A 16,589-nucleotide genomic window follows, 5' to 3' on the forward strand; every position below is an offset into this window, starting at 1 on the left:
GCATTCCGAGGAGACGCTCATGCCCCACCTCGATTCGTCGATCGGCGTTCCGACCCGGCCGGGCGCCGTCGCGGCCGACGCGTCGGTTGTGGACCTCCTGCGGCGGCTCTTCACCGCCGAGCTGGGTGTGGAGGTGGCCGCCGAGGACGACTTCTACGCGATGGGCGGTGATTCGCTGATCGCCCTGCGGGTCGTGGCGGCGGCGGTCGACCGCGGCCTGCCGGTTCGGCTCATCGACCTGCTCACCTATCCCAACGCGGCGGAGCTGGCCGAACACCTCTCGTCCGAGGAGCCACACTCCGGCGGCGAGGATCCGTCGGCCGGCCCCGACCGGACCGGCGCGACTCCGCGGCCGGGGGAGGTCACCATGTCGCCGGCCTCGGCCCTCCAGGTCGGGATGATCTACCTGTGCGAGACGGCCGGCGACACGGCCCTGTACAACGACCTGATCGGGATGCGGGTCGATGCCACCTTCGACGAGCAGAGGTTCCGCTCCGCCCTCCGGCGCCTGGCCGACCGGCATCCGGCCCTGCGCACCTCCTTCGACCTCGCGACGTACGACGACGCCATGCAGGTCATCTGGACCACCGCCGAGGTCCCGCTGGACCTGCGGCATCAGTCCGACGGTGATGAGGTGGCGGCCGACGAGCTGGTCGCCCGGTGGCGCGCTCATCAGCTGGACACCCCGTTCGACTGGGACCGCGCCCCGCTCGTGCGATGTCAGGTGGTGGCGCTGCCCGGGTCCTTCCGATTGACCGTGGCGATCCACCACGCCGTCATGGACGGCTGGAGCTTCGCCCGGATGCTGGTCGACCTGCTCACCCTGTACGACGCGGAGCTGAACGACGGCGACGCCGGTCTCCCGCCGCTGCCGGAGGACGGTCTCGCCCGGTTCGTCGAGGCGGAAAGGGCCGCCGCCGCTGTGCCGGAGGCCGCCGCCTTCTGGCAGCAGCGGGCCGACCTGCCGCCGTTGCTGCTGGACCGCTCGCGGTTCTCGGGTTCGGCGAATCCCGACGGGTACGCGGCGCTCCGGATGGAACCGGAGCTCCTGGCGGCCTTGCGCCGATCCGCGGCCGCCGCCCGCGTGCCACTGAAGAGTTTGCTGATCGCCGTGCACGGCCGGGCCCTCGGTGAGTGGACGCGGAACGAGAGCGATGTGGTGACCGGCCTGGTCATGAACGGGCGACCCGAGGTGGACGGCGCGGACCGGCTGGTCGGGCTGTTCCTGAACACCGTCCCGTTGCGGATCGGCCCGGTCACGGCCGACCACGCGGATCTGGCGCGGGCGGCTCTCGCGGGTGAGCGTGCCGCGATGCCGTACCGCCGCTATCCGCTGGCTCTGATCGAACAGAATCTGGGCCGGCGGGCCTACGACGTCGTCTTCAACTTCACCGACTTCCATGTGTACGACGAGCTGGCCGGACTCCGGTCCGTCAGGGTCGGCGGCTGGTGGTCCACCGACAAGGCCAGCGACCCGGTGACCTGCGACTACACGATCGACTTCCCGGGATTCGGCACGGGTGTCACCGTCGCCTACGACCAGGATCTCGTCCCTCCGGCGCGGATCGAGGAACTGCTGGGCCGCATCGACGCGGGCCTGCGTCTGGCCGCGGCGCCGGGCCGGTCCCGCCGGCGGGACGCGGGTCGCCCTGCCGGTCCGGCCCGCGGCGGTACGGGATAACGTCGTCGCATGTCCCGAACGCGCCCGGACGAAGTTCTGCGGATCCTCCAGGAGTTCGTCAACCGCATCGACCAGTTCGACCCCGACGCGCCTGAGCTGGGCGCCCTCGAGATCGGCTGGCGCGGCGCCACCGAACGGCTGACGATCCGCCCGCCGGTCGCGCACGCTCTGGCGGAGGCGCTGGCCGCCTACCACGACCCGCGTGACAACGGGGCCTGCGCGCACTGCGCCACGGGGCGTCTGGACAGCAACCTCATGTGCCGCTCCTGCGGGATCGTGCACGGCGTCTTCGGTCAGACGCTCGCCCGGTTCGCGCAGGAACAGACCGCCCTCGACGACCCGCGGCCGAACCGGCCCGCGCTGGAGGGCCCGTCCCACGATCGTTGACCATGGCCGAAGCCGGTAACTACGATTGTCGTCGATGGGTGGCAGAACGCCCCATCGTCATTGACGATCGCCGCCGGTTTCCATTGTCTTCCCCGTTCTCCGGGTAAAGCGCGGCGAAATCTCGACAGCTGACTGGCCATACGCCGGAGGGTTGGGCCGAATGCGCGCGCCTGCACCGAGAAAGAACTCGCCGCCGTGCCTGCTGCGAGATCCGTCCGAGACCGCCCGCGCCCGCCTTTTCTGCTTCCCCTATTCGGGCGGTGGCGCGTCCATGTTCTCGAGCTGGCCACACCAGGTGGACGATGTCGAGATCTGTCCCGTGCAGCTGCCGGCCCGGGAGAACAGATTCCGTGAGCCGCATTTCGGCACGTACGAAGAACTCGCTCAGGCCTTGGTGGATCCGCTGTTGCCGTACCTCGATCGGCCTTTTGCCTTCTTCGGCCATTGCGCGGGCGCCCTCCCGGCCTTCGAGGTGGCCCGCCGGCTGCATCAGGAGGGTCTGCCGGCGCCCCGGGCGCTGATCGTCTCCGCGCAGGTCGCGCCGCACGACTGCCCGTTCGACCGGTACCTCGGCCTCGGCGACGACCAGCTCATCGAGGAGCTGGCCGCGCTGACCCGGTCCCGTGGCGGCGAACCGCATCCGCTGGTGCTCGGCATGATGCTGGACGTGCTGCGCCAGGACCTGGAGTCGAACCGGGTCTACCGGCGGGCCGAGCCGGTGATCCTGCCGTCCCGAGTGGTCGTGCTGCACTGGGCGGCGGACGCGGAGATCCGGCCGGAGCAGATGCACGGTTGGTCCGCGTACGGCGACCAGGTCTCGTACGAGGTGCTCGACGGCGGCCACTTCGCCTTCCTGGACGCGCCGGATCCCCTCCTGACGCTGGTGACCGAGCTGTTGCGTCCGGAGTGACCCGTCGCATCGCGGCTGAGAGGACGAGTGTGCTGACCCGGACCCCGATCCCCAGTGACGACCCGGCGCGGGTGAACCTGCTCGACCCGGCCGTGCATCGCGACCACGATCTCTCCGCCCTCTGGCGCCGGCTGCGCGCGGGCGCCCCGGTCTGGCGCCATCCGCCGGCCGGCACCGCCCCCGGATTCTGGGTGCTGAGCAAACACGGCGACGTCATGGCGGCCTACCGGGACGCCGAGCGGTTCCGGTCGATGAGCGGCAACATGCTCGGCACCCTGACGCGCGGCGGCGACTCGGCCGGCGGACGGATGCTCGTGGTGACCGACGGCCGTCGGCACACCTCGCTGCGCCGGCTCATGCAGACCGGGTTCGGCCCGCGCGTCCTCGGCGTCGTCGGCGATTACGTCGAGCGGGCGACGGCCGGCGTGGTGGCGGCCGCGGTCGAGCGTGGCGAGTGCGACTTCGCCGAGGACGTGGCTTCGGTCATCCCGCTGGCCGCGATCTGCGAGCTGCTCGACGTGCCCGTGGCGGACCGTCCGCGGATCTTGGGGCTGACCCGGTCGGCGCTGGAGACCGAGCACGGCGAACAGCAGTCGTTGGAGTCCCGCCTGGCCCAGAGCGAGATTCTGCTCTACTACACCCGCCTGGCGGCCGAGCGGCGGGACTCCCCGGGCGCCGACGCGGTCAGCCTGCTCGCCACCGGCCTGGTCGAGGATCGCCCGCTGACCGCCGAAGAGGTCGTGCTGAACTGCTACAACCTGATCATCGGCGGCGACGAGACCGCTCGACTGTCGATGACGACCGGGCTGCTCGCGCTGATCGAGCACGAGGGGGAGTGGGACCGTCTGGTCAGCGGCGAGGCCGGTGTCCCGCAGGCGGTCGAGGAGATTCTGCGCTGGACCACGCCGGCCATCCACGTCGGCCGGGTGGCGGCCACCGACGTGCCGATCAGGGGCACCACGATCCCGGCCGGGGACATCGTGACCATGTGGAACGTGTCGGCCAACCGCGACGAGGACGTCTTCGACCGGCCGGATGAGCTGATTCTGGACCGGTCACCGAACCGGCACATCACCTTCGGCCACGGACCGCATTTCTGCCTCGGCGCCCATCTGGCCAAGGTGGAGCTGCGGGCCATGCTGACCACCTTGCGCGAGTCGGTCGCGGCGGTGGTCCCCTCCGGGCCGGTCCGGTGGCTGAGCTCCAATTTCCTCAACGGCGTCGAAAGCCTTCCCGTCGTCCTCAAGCCCAAGGCACGGGAGGCCGCATGACGTTCCCGACGGTCCCGGCCGCGTTCGACGCGGTCGCGGAGGCCGGTCCGGAGGCCGTGGCGCTCGACAGCGCCGCCGGCCGCCTGACCTATGCCCAGCTCCGGGCACGCAGCGATGTGCTGGCCGCAGCGCTGCGGCGGCGCGGCGTCGGCCGGGGCGTCGTCGTCGGGGTGCACCTGGGCCGGTCCTTCGACTCGGTGATCACGTCGCTGGCCGTGCTCAAGGCCGGCGGCGGCTACCTGCCCCTCTCCCCGGAATATCCGCCGTCGCGGCTGGCGATGCTGCTGGCCGACGCCGGGGCGCCGTTCGTGGTGGCCGACCAGGCGGCCGCGTGGGCCGGTGAGGCCGGCCGGCCGGTGATCACGTTGGCGTCGCTGCGGTCCGGGCCGGCGGACGAGGTCAGGCCCGCACCGGGCCACCCGGATGACGTCGCGTACGTGATGTACACGTCGGGCTCGACCGGCACGCCCAAGGGCGTACTGGTGACTCACGGCAACATCGTGCAGCTCGTGCGCGACCAGGAGTACCTGCGGTTCGAGCCCGGCGAGACATTCCTGCACCTGTCGCCGACCGCTTTCGACGCCTCGACCTTCGAGATCTGGGGGGCGCTGCTCAGCGGCGCGAGACTCCTGCTCGCGCCGCCGGGCCGGGAGACGCTCGCCGACCTGCCCGAGCTGCTGCGCCGTCGCGGGGTGACCGCGATGTTCCTGACCACGCCGCTGTTCCACGAACTGATCGACCGCGACCCGGCCGCGCTGGACTCCGTGCGCCAGGTGCTGATCGGCGGGGAACCCATGTCGGTCGAGCGGGCCCGGCGGCTGGCCGGCCGGCGTGCGGACCGGCCGGACGGCGAGGTCGCGAACGTCTACGGGCCGACCGAGACGACGACCTTCGCCACCGCCTTCCCGCTGCGGGAGCTGGACGCGAGCGACCGGAGTGTCCCGATCGGCCGGCCGTTGCGCCACACCCACGTGTACATGCTGGGTGACGACGGCGCCCCGGCGTCCGAGGGCGAGATCTACATCGGCGGCGCCGGCGTGGCTCGCGGATATCTGGGGCGCCCGGCGCAGACGGCGGAGCGCTTCCTCGCGGACCCGTTCGCCGGCGTCCCCGGGGCCAGGATGTACCGGTCCGGCGACCTCGGCCGGCGCCGGCCGGACGGGGCGATCGAGTTCCTCGGCCGGGCCGACAGCCAGATCAAGATCCGCGGGTTCCGGATCGAACCGGTGGAGGTCGAGGAGGCGCTGCTCAGCCATCCCGGCGTACGGGAGGCGGCGGTGGTCCCGGTGCCGGTGCCCGACGGCGTCCGGCTGGCCGCGTACGTCGTGGTCAGCGCGCTCGGTGACCAGGTGACCCCGCGCGGGCTCGTCGCCTACCTGCGGGACGTGGTGCCGGCGTACATGATTCCGTCGTGGTTCGTCACGGTCGGCGGGCTGCCTCGGACGGTCACCGGAAAACTGGACCGGCTCCGGTTGCCCACCCTCGACGAGGCGGATCTGCCGAGGCTCTCGGGTGACTCCGGCGAGGACGACGAGCCGAGCGCGGCCGAGCAGCACCTGATCCGGATCTGGAAGAGCGTCCTGGGCCTGGACAGCGTCACCGTCGACGACGACTTCTTCAGCCTGGGCGGGGATTCGCTGCGCATCCTGCGGGTGCTGGCCGAGGTCGAGGCGGCCGGCCTGGGGCTGACCCTGACCCAGTTGTTCGAGCACACCACGATCCGGGAGCTCGCCGCCTCGGCCGGTTGACCCGCTCCACCAGATGTCCCGCCGGCGGGATACTCGGTGTCCGGCCCGCTCCCGGCCGGCGCTTTCCGCCGCCGCGCGTAACCGCAGGATTCGGACGTATGGAGCATGGCCGCGCGCACCATGCAACTTGCATCCGAAGTGCGCGAAATGCTCCGTCGCGCACCGGCGGATCCCGGGGCGTCCCGCGCCCACGTGGGCCGCGACCAGCACCGTCCCGCATGGAACAGGCGCCCAATGGGTATCGGTAGTCAATTCACTGACGACCGGGAATGCTTCCGGTAAATGCCCGGGAATGCGCAGCAGAATCAATTTACGCGGCCCCGTTCATGAATGGTCGGATTCGTCGGCGAGATCTGTCCGAGGCGGACGTCCCTCGGTGCCGTGGCCCGCTCCGCCCCCTCGGGCGGGCGAGGTGCCGAGCGAAGCCGATCGATCGCCGAACCGCTCCGGCGCTGGTCGGAGGCCATCAGGCGCCGCTCGTCGGCGTACGGGAGACGGCTCGGGCCGTGCCCACGGCGACGGTCGGTGCGCTCACTCGACGGACGGATCGATTTCGCAAATCGGGGGAGTTGATGTCCGTCCGATGTGTTCCGGGCGTGCTTGACGACCATGGACATTGCGCCCTGTAGTGGTTAATGTTCACTCTGTTGTGCCGGTTAATCACGGGGAGACTGGTATGCGTTCTGAAATGTTGTCCGAAGGCCTTAGCAGCGCCGTGACCGTTCCGGCATGCCCCGGCGCCTCGCGCGCCGACCTTCCGGCGACGGGCGTCGCCGGCTGAGGACCAGCCGGTCGCGCGCCGGTCGATCCTGGAGCGATCACCGGCCCGCGCCGGTCCGGCCGTGTGAACGGGCAATCGATGAGAGGCAGTGCGGGCGTAACCAGAGTCGTCGCATGCCTGCCTCGCGCATCCAGTAACGATCCATGGAGGTTGAGCGTGCCTATCAAGGCGACGAGCGTCAGAACGGCGGCACCGCCGTCGACCCGGTCCTCACCCGGCCGCGACGCGATGCGGGCGGTGTCCGCGCCGGCGCCGGACCCGAGCACCGTGCTGATCACCAGGGTCGGGCTGCGCCTGCCACCCGACCTGACCTACGAGGGCTGGGAGCGGGCCGGGCAGCGGCTGGCCGACGTCTACGACTCCTCGGCCTGGTGCCTCGGTGACTGGATCGTCTACGGCGAGAGCCAGTACGCCGACCGCTACCGGCGCGCGGTCGACGCGGCGGGCCTCGAATACCAGACGATCCGCAACTACGCCTGGGTGGCCCGCCGGTTCGACCTCGGACGCCGGCGCTCGGCCCTGAGTTTCCAGCACCACGCCGAGGTCGCCCGGTTCTCCGACACGGAACAGGACGTCTGGCTCGCGCAGGCCGAGGAGCGCCGATGGTCGCGCAACGAGCTGCGCCGCCAGATCAAGCTCGCCCGCACCGGCGGTGTGCCGATCCCGCCCAAGGTGCCGCTGCCCCGCATCGAGGCGGAACAGGCGCGGCTGGCCCGCTGGCAGGCGGCCGCTGAGCGGGTGCACGGCAGCCTGCAGAGCTGGATCATCGAGAGCCTGGACGCGGCGGCCGCGATGACCCTGGGGGAGGGCTCCGACGACGAGGAAGGCTCGCGCGTCCCGTGACCGACCGCCGGTGGGTCCGCGACTTCCATCCCGCGCCGCAGGCTCGGGTCCGCCTGATCTGCCTGCCCCACGCGGGCGGCTCGGCCAGCACCTTCCTGCCGCTCTCGGCCGATCTGGCACCGGCCGTGGACGTGCTCGCGATCCAATATCCGGGCCGCCAGGACCGCCTGCGCGAGCCCTGCCTGGAGGACATCCCGCAGCTGGCCCGGCGGGTGTTCGAGGCCCTGCGCCCGGTGGCCGGCGTGACGCCGACCGCGCTGTTCGGGCACAGCATGGGCGCGACCGTGGCCTTCGAGCTCGCCCGGCTCATGGAGGCCGCGGGAACGGCGCCGGTCCGGCTGTTCGCCTCGGCCCGGCTGGCGCCGTCGCGCAACCGCCGGGAGCCGGTCGACTCGCTCAGCGATCAGGAACTGCTGGCCCAGTTGCGCCTGCTCGGCGGCACCGATCAGGGCTTCCTGCTGGACGACGACCTGATGAGCCTCGCGCTGCCGGCGATCCGGTCGGACTACCGTGCCGTCGACCGCTACGTCTGCACCGCCGCCGAGCCGCTCCGGTGCCCGGTCAGCGTGCTGGTCGGGGACGGGGACGCGAAGGTGACGCCGATGGAGGCGACGGCCTGGCGGGAGCACACGCGAGGCGAGTTCGACCTGAGCACCTTTCCCGGCGGCCACTTCTACCTCGCCGAGCAGCGGGCCGGAGTGGCCAAGCTGGTTCAGGAGCGGCTCGGCGTGCTGGTCTGACCCGTCGCCACAACGCCGAACGGCCGGCGCCCCGGGGACGGAAGGCCGGCCGTTCGCGCGCGGTCAGGGGAACCTGACCTCGTGCCCGACCCCCTGCTCGACGGCCCGGCGGTAGATGGCGTCGCAGGCCACCACGTCCTCGATCGGCAGGCCGAGGGACACGAAGGTGGTGACCTCGCCGCCCTCCCGGCCCGGTCGCGTGCCGGCCAGGATCTCACCGATCTCGGTGCTCGCGTCCTCCTCGGTGATCACCCCTTCGGCCAGCGGGATCATCAGGTCGCCGGCCTCGCGCAGCGCCGACTCGCGGCTGTCCACCACGATCCGGGACCGGGCGACCAGCGCCGACGGCAGCTCGCGCCAGGTCGGGCCGAACGCCCCGATCGCGTTGACGTGCACGTCGCCGCCGGCCACGTCCTCGTCGGCGATCACCGGCTCGCTGGCCGAGGTGACCGTGCAGATCACCTGCGCGCCCTGTGCCGCCGCCCGGGCCGACCCGACCACCTCGACGTCGATGTCGCGGTCCTGGGCCCACTTCGCCAGGGCGGCCGAGCGGTCCGGCGAGCGGCTGTAGAGCTTGACCGACTCCCACGGCCGGACCTTGGCCAGGCCGACGAGGTGGCCACGGGCCTGCACCCCGGCCCCGATCAGGCCCAGCGTGCGGGCGCCGGCCGGGGCGAGCCGGTCGGTGGCCAGGGCGGTGACCGCGGCGGTGCGGATCTCGGTCACCGCGGTACCGTCGATCACCGCCAGCGGCTCGCCGTGCACCGCGTCCAGCAGGATCACCAGCCCCTGCACGCCGGGCAGGCCCCGCTCGCCGGCCCGCGGGAACATGCTCAGCAGCTTGAGCCCGAGCATGTCGCCGCTGGCGGCCGGCATGACCAGCACCCGACCGTCGTGGCCCGGCGGCTCCAGGGTGACTCTCGGGTGCTGGTACGCCGTACCCGCGCTGAAGTCGATCAGCGCGGCGGCCATGTCGGGCACCGCGTCGGCGATGGGGTACAGATCGCGTACGGCGTCTCCGTCGATGATGCGTAGCACTCAGCCCTCTGCTTTCCTGGTCGGCGGACCACCGGCGAACGCCATGCGGTCCAGGTCGAATGCGGTGGATCCGTCGAGGGCGAGCTCGGCACAGGCCCGCCCGAACAGTGGCACGTATTTGAAGCCCCAGCCCGCGCTGTGCACCACGATCCGCTCGGCGCCGGGGACGGGCCCGAGGTAGAACTGCCGGCCCGGGTCGTGCGGCAGGGCGATCAGGCAGGTGCGCGGCTCGACCGGCTCGGGGACCAGGACGGGCAGGTGCTCGGCGATCCACCCGGTGACCCGTTCCAGGTGCCGTGGGTCCGGCACCCGGCCCGCGTCGTACGGCCCCGGCAGCGTCCGGTCCTCGAAGTCCGGCCCGGCGCGCACCAGGTCGTCGGCCGCCCACGGGTTGCGGCCGAAACCGTAGAACAGGTTGGTGTCCTCCTCGGTCGCCCGCTCGAACGCGAACCAGGTGGGCAGTTCGGTCGCCGGGTCGCGGAGCCGGAAGGAGCAGCTGGTCATCTCCAGGAGCTCGACGTCGAGGGTGATGCCCAGGGGCGCGAGCAGCGGACCGGCGAACGCTCCGGCGGCGACCACGACCCGCTCGGCCCGGTAGGCGGCGTCGGTCGTGCGGACGGTCACGCCCGTCCGGTCCGGTGACAGCCCGATGACGCGGCGTCGCGTGACGACCTCCGCCCCGGCGATCAGCGCCTGCTCGTGGAGGGCCCAGCGGGTTCCGCCGACGTCGATCATCCCGCCGTCGGGCTGGTAGAAGCCCTCGTACGCCGCGGGCAGCCCGGCGAAGCCGTACCGTTTCTCGATCTCCCGGGCGGTGAGCCACTCGTAGTCGACGCCCACCCGCTCCAGGATCGCGGCGGCGCCGGCGATCTGGCCCTCGTTGGTGGCCTGGTCGATGTCGCCGAACCACAGGCTCCCGGTCGCGTGGATCAGCCGGCGTCCGGCCGCCCGCTCCAACTCGCGCCAGTACGGGAGGGCTTCCAGCGTGAGCCGGGTCAGATCCTCCTGCGCGTACTGCAACCGCCACTGGCGTTCCGCGCCGCCGGAGCTACCCCGGCCGGTGCTCGGGTCGTACTGCTCGAGGACCAGGACCGAACGGCCCCGACGGGCCGCGTGCCACGCCGTCGCCAGGCCCACCGGGCCGGCGCCGACGACGATCAGGTCGTACGTTTTCACGGGTACTCCTCACCGGACGAGTTTGCGAAGGCTGCGGTCCAGCGCGTCGCCGAGCATCTCCACCTGCGAGTCGGAGAGGCCGGGCTGGCAACTGAGGTTCATGTGCTCGCCGAACCACAGCCGCTCGGCGACCGGGCACTCGCCGGCGCCGTGGCCGCGGGCCCGCCATTCCGGAAGCAGGTGCAGCGGGAAGTAGCGCAGGTAGGTCTGCACCCCGGCCGCGCCGAGCTCGCGGATCAGCGCGTCGCGGTCGATGGCGGCCGGATCGACGAAGAACGTGAACAGGTGGTACGCGTGGGTGCTGCCGGGCGCCACCTGCTGGGGCCGGACCTCGGGGAACCGGCCGAGCACCTCGCCGAGCCGCCCCGCGATCGCCTGCCGCCGGGCCAGGAGGTCGGGCAGCCGGTCCATCTGCACCAGGCCGAAGGCGGCGGCGGGCTCGCCCAGCGTGGCGTTGGTGCCGGCCCGGCGGATCCGGACGTAGTCGTGGGTGTAGGCGTGGCCGGGGTAGAGCGCGCCCGCCACCGGCGCTTCGGAGAGACCGAAGGAGTGCCGGGCGGGCCGCAGGACGGCGTCCGCCTCGTTGCTGCGCAGGCGTTCCAGCCGCTCGGCCCAGTCATCCCGGTCGAACGTGACCATCCCGCCCTCGCCGAGCGTGGTGATGTTCTTGCTGGAGTGGAAGCTGAAGCAGCCGATGTCGGCCAGCGAACCGGCCCGTCGCCCGTCCAGGGTGGAGCCCAGCGCGTGGGCGGCGTCCTCCAGCACCAGCAGGCCGTGGCGCCGGGCCAGGTCCATGATGGGGGTCATCCCGGCCACGGCCCCGCCGTAGTGCACCAGCAGCACGGCCCGGGTGCGTTCGTTGATCAGCTCGGCCACCCGGTCCGGGTCGATGTTGGCATCGTCCGGCCGCACGTCGGCGAACCGGACCGTGACCTGGTAGTCGAGCAGGGGTTGGATGGTCGCCTGATAGGTCTGTGGAGTGGCGATCACCTCGTCGCCCGGCCGCAGATCGAGCAGGTGGATGGCCAGGTGCAGGGCGACCGTGCCGCTGGTGACCGAGAACGCGTGCCGCGTCCCGGTGTAGCGCCGGAAGGCCTCCTCGAAGCGCGGCCGCCAGACCCCCTGCGAGAGGGTGGCGCCGGATGTCAGCACCTCTCGGACGGCGGCCAGTTCGCGGTCGTCGAAAATGCCGCCGATCGGCAGATAGGGCACGGCGTAGAGGTGCGGCGCGGCGGGAACCTTCACACCCATGGGATCATGCTTCCCCCGAGTCGGAGCGTGGACGGTTGCGCGGCGTCGCCCTTCGCACATTGGCGTACGAGGGATTTCACGCGCTATTTCATGGCGACATTTCCATGGCGAACCGGCTGACCGGTATCGCACCAGGAATTAACCGTCGACCGACGGCGCCGGAACCTCAGGCTTGCCGCCGCTCAGCAAAAGGTCAATAGAGCCGCCCCGGAGGCTGACCGGGACGGGCATTGTGACGCCGGACCCGCGAAATGCGCATGTGATCTGCGTCACTTTGCTGAGCGGAGGCGTCCGGGCTAATTTTGCCATGGTCAACTCATCGCCTCACGTGAATGTCACGGGCGGTCGGCCAATTCCTTTGAACTGCCTTTCGCCGTCGTATTCGCACGTCCGTGAACGGGGGCAATACTGTGCCGGCAGGTGACCGTCTCGACCACATTCTGACCACCGCCGGCCGCGAGCACGCCAGCCGTCCCGCCGTCGTGGACGGCGGCCGGACGACCACCTACGCGCAGCTGGCCGAGGCGGTCGACGGCACGGCGCGGCGGCTGGCCGCCCTGGGCATCCGGGCCGGCACCCGGGTCGGCCTGATGATGTCCCACGGCGCCGACGCCACCATCGCCCTGTTCGCCCTGCTGCGGCTCGGCGCGGTCGCGGCCCCGCTGCAGCCCGGCGACCCGCCGGCTCGCCTGACCCGGATGGTGACCGGCGGACGGCTGAGCCACGTGCTGACCCGGTCCGGGGCCCGGCTCGCCCTCGCCGCCGACGCGCCGCCGGCCACCCGGATCGGCGACCAGCTCGACTGCCACGCCCTCGGCGAGCCCGGCCCGGCCGGGGAGGGTGGCATCGTCCTGTTCACCTCGGGCAGCACCGGGGTGCCCAAGGGTGTGCTGCTCAACGACGGCAACGTGCTGCACTTCGTCCGCTGGGTGGCGGCCGAGTTCCGGCTCGGCCCGCACGACCGGGTCGGCGCCCAGTCGCCGCTGACCTTCGACCTGAGCACCTTCGACATCTTCGCCACCGCGCTGGCCGGCGCCTGCGCCGTGCAGCTGCCCGAACATCTGCGCGGATTCCCGCGCGACGTCGTGGCCTGGCTCGCCGAGCAGCGGATCACGGTCTTCTACGCCGTTCCCACGCTCTATCACCTGCTGCTGAACCGCGGGGGCCTGGCCGAGCGGCCACCGGCCGACCTGCGGATCGCCGCGTTCGCCGGCGAGCCGTTCGCACCGGACCTGCTCGCGCACTATCTGCGGCTGCTGCCCGGCGCCGCCTTCTACAACCTCTACGGCCCGACCGAGACCAACGTCTGCACCTGGGAACGCATCCCACCACAATGGACCACGGACGAGCCGATCACGATCGGCCGGCCGCTGCCCGGCATGGCGGCGGTTCTGCTCGATGAGGCCGGCGGACCCGCGGACGAGGGCGAGCTCTTCGTCAGCGGACCGTCGGTGCTGCGCGGCTATCTGGAGGACGGCACGCTGCGCGACCCGGCCCGGCCGGTCCTCTTCCCGGACGGCACCCGGCAGCGCGCGTACCCGACCGGGGACCGGGCCCGCCGGCTGCCGGACGGGCGGCTGCTGCTGCTCGGCCGCCGTGACGGCCAGGTGAAGCGGCGCGGCATCCGGATCGAGCTGGCCGACGTCGAGGCCGCCCTGCGCGCGGTGCCCGGCGTCGACGAGGGCGTCGTGGTGCAGAAGACCGGGCCGCACGCGGGGCAGCTGTGGGCGTACGTCCGCGGGGCCGAGGCCCAGGTCGTGCTGACCGGGCTGGCCGGGGTGCTGCCGCGCCGGATGCTGCCGGACCGCGTCGTGCCCCTCGATCGCTTCCCGACCACCCCGCACGGCAAGACCGACCGCCGTGCGCTCGCCGCCGCCACCTTTCCCGGGGGAGAACCGTGATTTCCGTGAACGACATGTGCGTCCTGATCGCCGGCCGTCTGCCGGCGCAACCCGGCGTGCTGATCGAGCCGGACACCCCGCTGCTCGAGGCCGGCCTGCTCGATTCGCTCGCGGTGATGGCCGTGGTCGCCGCGATCGCCGAGGAGACCGGCGTGGAGATCCCCGAGTCCCAGATCGTCGCCACCCATTTCCGGTCGCCGCGACACCTCTGGGAGCTCGTCGCCGCGCGGCTCGACCCGGCCCCGCGATGACCGGCCCCGCGATGCCCGCCCCGGCGATGGCCGGCGCCGCGATGACCGGCGTGCCGGAGGTCGTCGAGAAGTTCCGCGCCGCCGGGAGCGAGCTGGCCAAGGACGGCGAGTCCGACCTGGCCGTGGCCTGGCCCCGCATCGCCCGGCTGGGGATCTTCGAACCGGGCCGGTCGTCCGAGGCGGTGGCCGCGATCGAGGGCCTCGGGCTCGGCGGGTTGCCGGCCGGGTGGGTGTACGCCGTCGCCTCGCAGCTGTTCGGCATCCTGACCCCGCTGCGCCGGTTGCTCGGCGACCACCAGCGGCACCTGCTCGACGGCGTGGAGAGCGGTGAGGTGCTGCTCTGTCACGCGTCCACCGAGGAGGGCGGCGGCAGCGACCCGCTCGGCATCACCACCCGGGCCGACCGGCGCGCGGACGGCCGCTACCTGCTCAACGGCCGCAAATCCTTCATCACCGCCGCGCCCCTCGCCGGGCAGGCCCTGGTCTTCGCCCGGACGCTCCCCGGGCGCAGCCCGTTCGCGCTGTCCGCCTTCCTGGTCCCGCTCGCCGGCGCCGGCGTGACCCGGAGCGCGCCGCTGGCCAAGTCGGCGCTGCGCGAGGTGCCGATGGGCGTGCTGGACTTCACCGACGTGGAGCTGAGCCCCGACCGGCTGGTCGCGGCCGAGGGCGCCGGGCTGTCGGTGCTGGCCACCACGACGGCCTGGGAGCGGGCGCTGCTTCTGTCGTACGCCCTCGGAACCATGCGGCGGCTGCTCGACCGGACCGTCGACTGGGCGCGGACCCGCGAGCAGTTCGGCCGCCGCCTCGGCGCGAGTCAGCTGGCCGCCGCCCGGATCGCCGACATGGCCCTGCGCGTGCACCGCTCCCGGGAGCTGGTCTACGGACTCGCCGCCCGGCTCGACGCCGGTGTCCCGATGCGTTCGCTGACCGCCGAGGCCGCCATGGTCAAGGTGTCGGTGACCGAGGACCACGCCGCCCTGACCCAGTCCGCCGCCGGGCTCGCCGGGGTGCGGGCCTACCTCGAGGACTCCGAGTTGTTCGCCGACCCCGCCACCGCCCTGGCCGGCCTCACCTACGCCGGTCCGAACGACCTGCTGCGGCTCACCGTCGCGCGGGAACTCGGCCTGCCGGTCGGGAACTGAACGACCGGACCGGAACCGACCGACCGAACAGGAACGGGGACGGAGATGCCCGACACCAGCCTCGACGACACCCTCAAACGCACCGAGGAACTCACCACCCGGCTGACCGGCCTGGTCGACGCGGTCGACGACGGCCGCGCCGACTGCCGGGACAGCTACCGGCTGGCCCGCGAGGCCGGCCTGCTGGGCCTGGTCGTGCCGTCCGCGATCGGCGGCGACGGCCTCGGCTTCCACGACTACACCCGGGTGCTGGAGTTGCTGGCCACCGCCGACGCGCCCACCGCCCTGGGCCTGAACATGCACAGCGTCGCGATCGGCGCGCTGTGCGAGTCGGCCGGCACCCCCGCCTCCCGGGCCGGCGCCGCCTTCCGCGAATGGGTGTTCGACGAGGTCGTCAACCACCAGCGGATGTTCGCCTCGGCCACCTCCGAGCGAGGTTCCGGCGCCAAGCTGCGCGGCCTCCGGACCACCTACCGCGCCACCGACCACGGGTTCGTCCTGGAGGGACACAAGTCGTTCGTCTCGCTGGCCGGGGTCGCCGACTACTTCGTGGTGGCGGCCCGGCAGGCCGACGGTGACGCCGACCACCAGATATCGCACTTCGTGGTGAGCGGCGCCGACCCCGGCGTCCGGTTCGGCGAGATCTGGCCCGGTACGGCCATGCACGGCACCAGCACCGCCGACATGACCCTGGACGCCGTCGAGGTCGGCCGCGACCGGCTGTTCATGGGCATCGAGGGCATGTCGCTGTTCAAGCTGGTCCGCGAGCCGCACTGGATGGTCGCCGGCTACACCGGGGTCTATCTCGGCCTGGCCCGTTCGCTGTTCGACCAGATCGTCGCGGCCGCCGCGGGCCGGGCCGACGACACGGACCTGCGCCGCCGGGTCGGGCGCGCGGCCGCGTCGCTGCGGGCTGCCCGTGCCCTGGTGTACGAGGCGTGCGCCGTGGTCGACGAGGCCCGGGGCACGGTCGAGGCGAACGCCGGGGTGCACGCCGCCAAGTACGTGGTCGGCGAGCTGCTCAGCGACCTGGCGACGACCGCGAGCCGGGTCTGCGGCGCGGCCGGGCTGCGCCGGGGCGGCACCGTCGAGCGGCTGCTGCGCGAGTCCTGGTTCTGCGCCGTGATGCCGGCCAAGCCGGTGGACTGCCTGGACTACCTCGGCAAGACCCATCTCGGGGTCAACATGCACGACGCCCGCTCCGCCGACTGGTAGCGGGCCCTCACCGAAGGAGAAACCGGATGCCCAACCCGTTCGAGGACCCGGACGGCACCTTCGTGGTGCTGATCAACGACGAAGGCCAGTACTCGCTCTGGCCGACCTTCATGGACGTGCCGACCGGCTGGACCGTGACGTTCCCCGAGAACAACCGCGACGCCTGCCTCGAGCACATCAACGAGAACTGGACCGATATGCGGCCCAAGAGCCTGATCGAGGCCATGGGGGCTTGATCGAGGAATCGGTGGTAT

General features: G+C 72.2%; 15 protein-coding genes. 12 read left to right on the forward strand and 3 right to left on the reverse strand.

Going from position 1 to position 16,589, the window contains the following annotated elements; genetic code table 11:
* Nucleotides 1-19: 19 nt before the first annotated feature.
* From AB0O15_RS29725 to AB0O15_RS29755, 7 genes are all read left to right on the forward strand, one after another.
* A complete protein-coding gene (locus AB0O15_RS29725) occupies nt 20-1,681 on the forward strand; it encodes a condensation domain-containing protein (protein WP_364324856.1) in 1,662 nt (553 codons plus the stop codon).
* Nucleotides 1,682-1,690: 9 nt separating this feature from the next.
* Complete coding sequence (locus tag AB0O15_RS29730) at nt 1,691-2,068, forward strand: hypothetical protein (RefSeq protein ID WP_364324859.1); 378 nt, start codon at nt 1,691-1,693, stop codon at nt 2,066-2,068.
* Between the two features lie 160 nt (nt 2,069-2,228).
* Nucleotides 2,229-2,978 (forward strand): thioesterase domain-containing protein, encoded by a 750-nt coding sequence (locus tag AB0O15_RS29735; protein ID WP_364324862.1) that lies wholly within the window; start codon nt 2,229-2,231, stop codon nt 2,976-2,978.
* Nucleotides 2,979-3,007: 29 nt separating this feature from the next.
* Nucleotides 3,008-4,249: a cytochrome P450 gene (locus AB0O15_RS29740; protein WP_364324865.1), complete on the forward strand. Its 1,242-nt coding sequence runs from the start codon at nt 3,008-3,010 to the stop codon at nt 4,247-4,249.
* Entirely contained in the window at nt 4,246-5,997 is a 1,752-nt protein-coding gene (locus tag AB0O15_RS29745; protein WP_364324868.1) for a non-ribosomal peptide synthetase, read from the forward strand. The genes AB0O15_RS29740 and AB0O15_RS29745 overlap by 4 nt, the downstream gene beginning before the upstream one ends.
* A 937-nt stretch (nt 5,998-6,934) precedes the next feature.
* Nucleotides 6,935-7,621 carry an LmbU family transcriptional regulator gene (locus tag AB0O15_RS29750; RefSeq protein WP_364324871.1) on the forward strand — a complete coding sequence of 229 codons (687 nt, stop codon included), beginning with the start codon at nt 6,935-6,937 and terminating at the stop codon, nt 7,619-7,621.
* Nucleotides 7,618-8,361: an alpha/beta fold hydrolase gene (locus tag AB0O15_RS29755; protein WP_364324874.1), complete on the forward strand. Its 744-nt coding sequence runs from the start codon at nt 7,618-7,620 to the stop codon at nt 8,359-8,361. The genes AB0O15_RS29750 and AB0O15_RS29755 overlap by 4 nt, the downstream gene beginning before the upstream one ends.
* A 63-nt stretch (nt 8,362-8,424) precedes the next feature.
* Here the strand turns inward: AB0O15_RS29755 and AB0O15_RS29760 are convergent, their stop codons facing one another.
* From AB0O15_RS29760 to AB0O15_RS29770, 3 genes are read right to left on the reverse strand one after another with little or no spacing between them, the layout of a single operon-like run.
* Nucleotides 8,425-9,399 (reverse strand): ornithine cyclodeaminase family protein, encoded by a 975-nt coding sequence (locus AB0O15_RS29760; protein ID WP_364324877.1) that lies wholly within the window; start codon nt 9,397-9,399, stop codon nt 8,425-8,427.
* On the reverse strand, nt 9,400-10,575 hold the full coding sequence (locus tag AB0O15_RS29765; protein WP_364324880.1) for an FAD-dependent oxidoreductase: 1,176 nt from the start codon (nt 10,573-10,575) through the stop codon (nt 9,400-9,402). It lies immediately after the preceding gene.
* A gap of 9 nt (nt 10,576-10,584) precedes the next feature.
* Nucleotides 10,585-11,826: a DegT/DnrJ/EryC1/StrS family aminotransferase gene (locus AB0O15_RS29770; protein WP_364324882.1), complete on the reverse strand. Its 1,242-nt coding sequence runs from the start codon at nt 11,824-11,826 to the stop codon at nt 10,585-10,587.
* A 410-nt stretch (nt 11,827-12,236) separates the two neighbouring features.
* Between AB0O15_RS29770 and AB0O15_RS29775 the strand changes: the two genes are divergently transcribed.
* Genes AB0O15_RS29775 through AB0O15_RS29795 form a run of 5 tightly spaced genes read left to right on the forward strand, consistent with a single transcriptional unit; the run spans nt 12,237 to nt 16,571 of the window.
* Nucleotides 12,237-13,727: an amino acid adenylation domain-containing protein gene (locus AB0O15_RS29775; protein ID WP_364324885.1), complete on the forward strand. Its 1,491-nt coding sequence runs from the start codon at nt 12,237-12,239 to the stop codon at nt 13,725-13,727.
* Nucleotides 13,724-13,978, forward strand: a complete 255-nt coding sequence (locus AB0O15_RS29780) for a phosphopantetheine-binding protein (protein WP_364324888.1) — start codon at nt 13,724-13,726, stop codon at nt 13,976-13,978. The genes AB0O15_RS29775 and AB0O15_RS29780 overlap by 4 nt, the downstream gene beginning before the upstream one ends.
* On the forward strand, nt 13,975-15,120 hold the full coding sequence (locus AB0O15_RS29785; RefSeq protein ID WP_364324891.1) for an acyl-CoA dehydrogenase: 1,146 nt from the start codon (nt 13,975-13,977) through the stop codon (nt 15,118-15,120). Before AB0O15_RS29780 ends, AB0O15_RS29785 begins: the two co-directional genes overlap by 4 nt.
* Nucleotides 15,121-15,165: 45 nt before the next feature.
* The gene (locus AB0O15_RS29790) at nt 15,166-16,335 is read left to right on the forward strand and encodes an acyl-CoA dehydrogenase family protein (RefSeq protein ID WP_364324894.1); all 1,170 of its coding nucleotides are present in this window, start codon (nt 15,166-15,168) and stop codon (nt 16,333-16,335) included.
* Nucleotides 16,336-16,361: 26 nt separating this feature from the next.
* On the forward strand, nt 16,362-16,571 hold the full coding sequence (locus tag AB0O15_RS29795) for an MbtH family protein (protein ID WP_364324897.1): 210 nt from the start codon (nt 16,362-16,364) through the stop codon (nt 16,569-16,571).
* Nucleotides 16,572-16,589: the final 18 nt, after the last annotated feature.

It is taken from the genome of Actinoplanes sp. NPDC089786, assembly GCF_040684855.1.
Classification (GTDB): Bacteria; Actinomycetota; Actinomycetes; order Mycobacteriales; family Micromonosporaceae; genus Actinoplanes.

Bases quoted from the DNA above. Each gene is read 5' to 3' on its own strand.
- AB0O15_RS29795 (WP_364324897.1), top strand. From the start codon at position 16,362: ATGCCCAACCCGTTCGAGGACCCGGACGGCACCTTCGTGGTGCTGATC.
- AB0O15_RS29730 (WP_364324859.1), top strand. From the start codon at position 1,691: ATGTCCCGAACGCGCCCGGACGAAGTTCTGCGGATCCTCCAGGAGTTC.
- AB0O15_RS29735 (WP_364324862.1), top strand. From the start codon at position 2,229: ATGCGCGCGCCTGCACCGAGAAAGAACTCGCCGCCGTGCCTGCTGCGA.
- AB0O15_RS29785 (WP_364324891.1), top strand. From the start codon at position 13,975: ATGACCGGCCCCGCGATGCCCGCCCCGGCGATGGCCGGCGCCGCGATG.
- AB0O15_RS29790 (WP_364324894.1), top strand. From the start codon at position 15,166: ATGCCCGACACCAGCCTCGACGACACCCTCAAACGCACCGAGGAACTC.
- AB0O15_RS29725 (WP_364324856.1), top strand. From the start codon at position 20: ATGCCCCACCTCGATTCGTCGATCGGCGTTCCGACCCGGCCGGGCGCC.
- AB0O15_RS29745 (WP_364324868.1), top strand. From the start codon at position 4,246: ATGACGTTCCCGACGGTCCCGGCCGCGTTCGACGCGGTCGCGGAGGCC.
- AB0O15_RS29770 (WP_364324882.1), bottom strand. From the start codon at position 11,826: ATGGGTGTGAAGGTTCCCGCCGCGCCGCACCTCTACGCCGTGCCCTAT.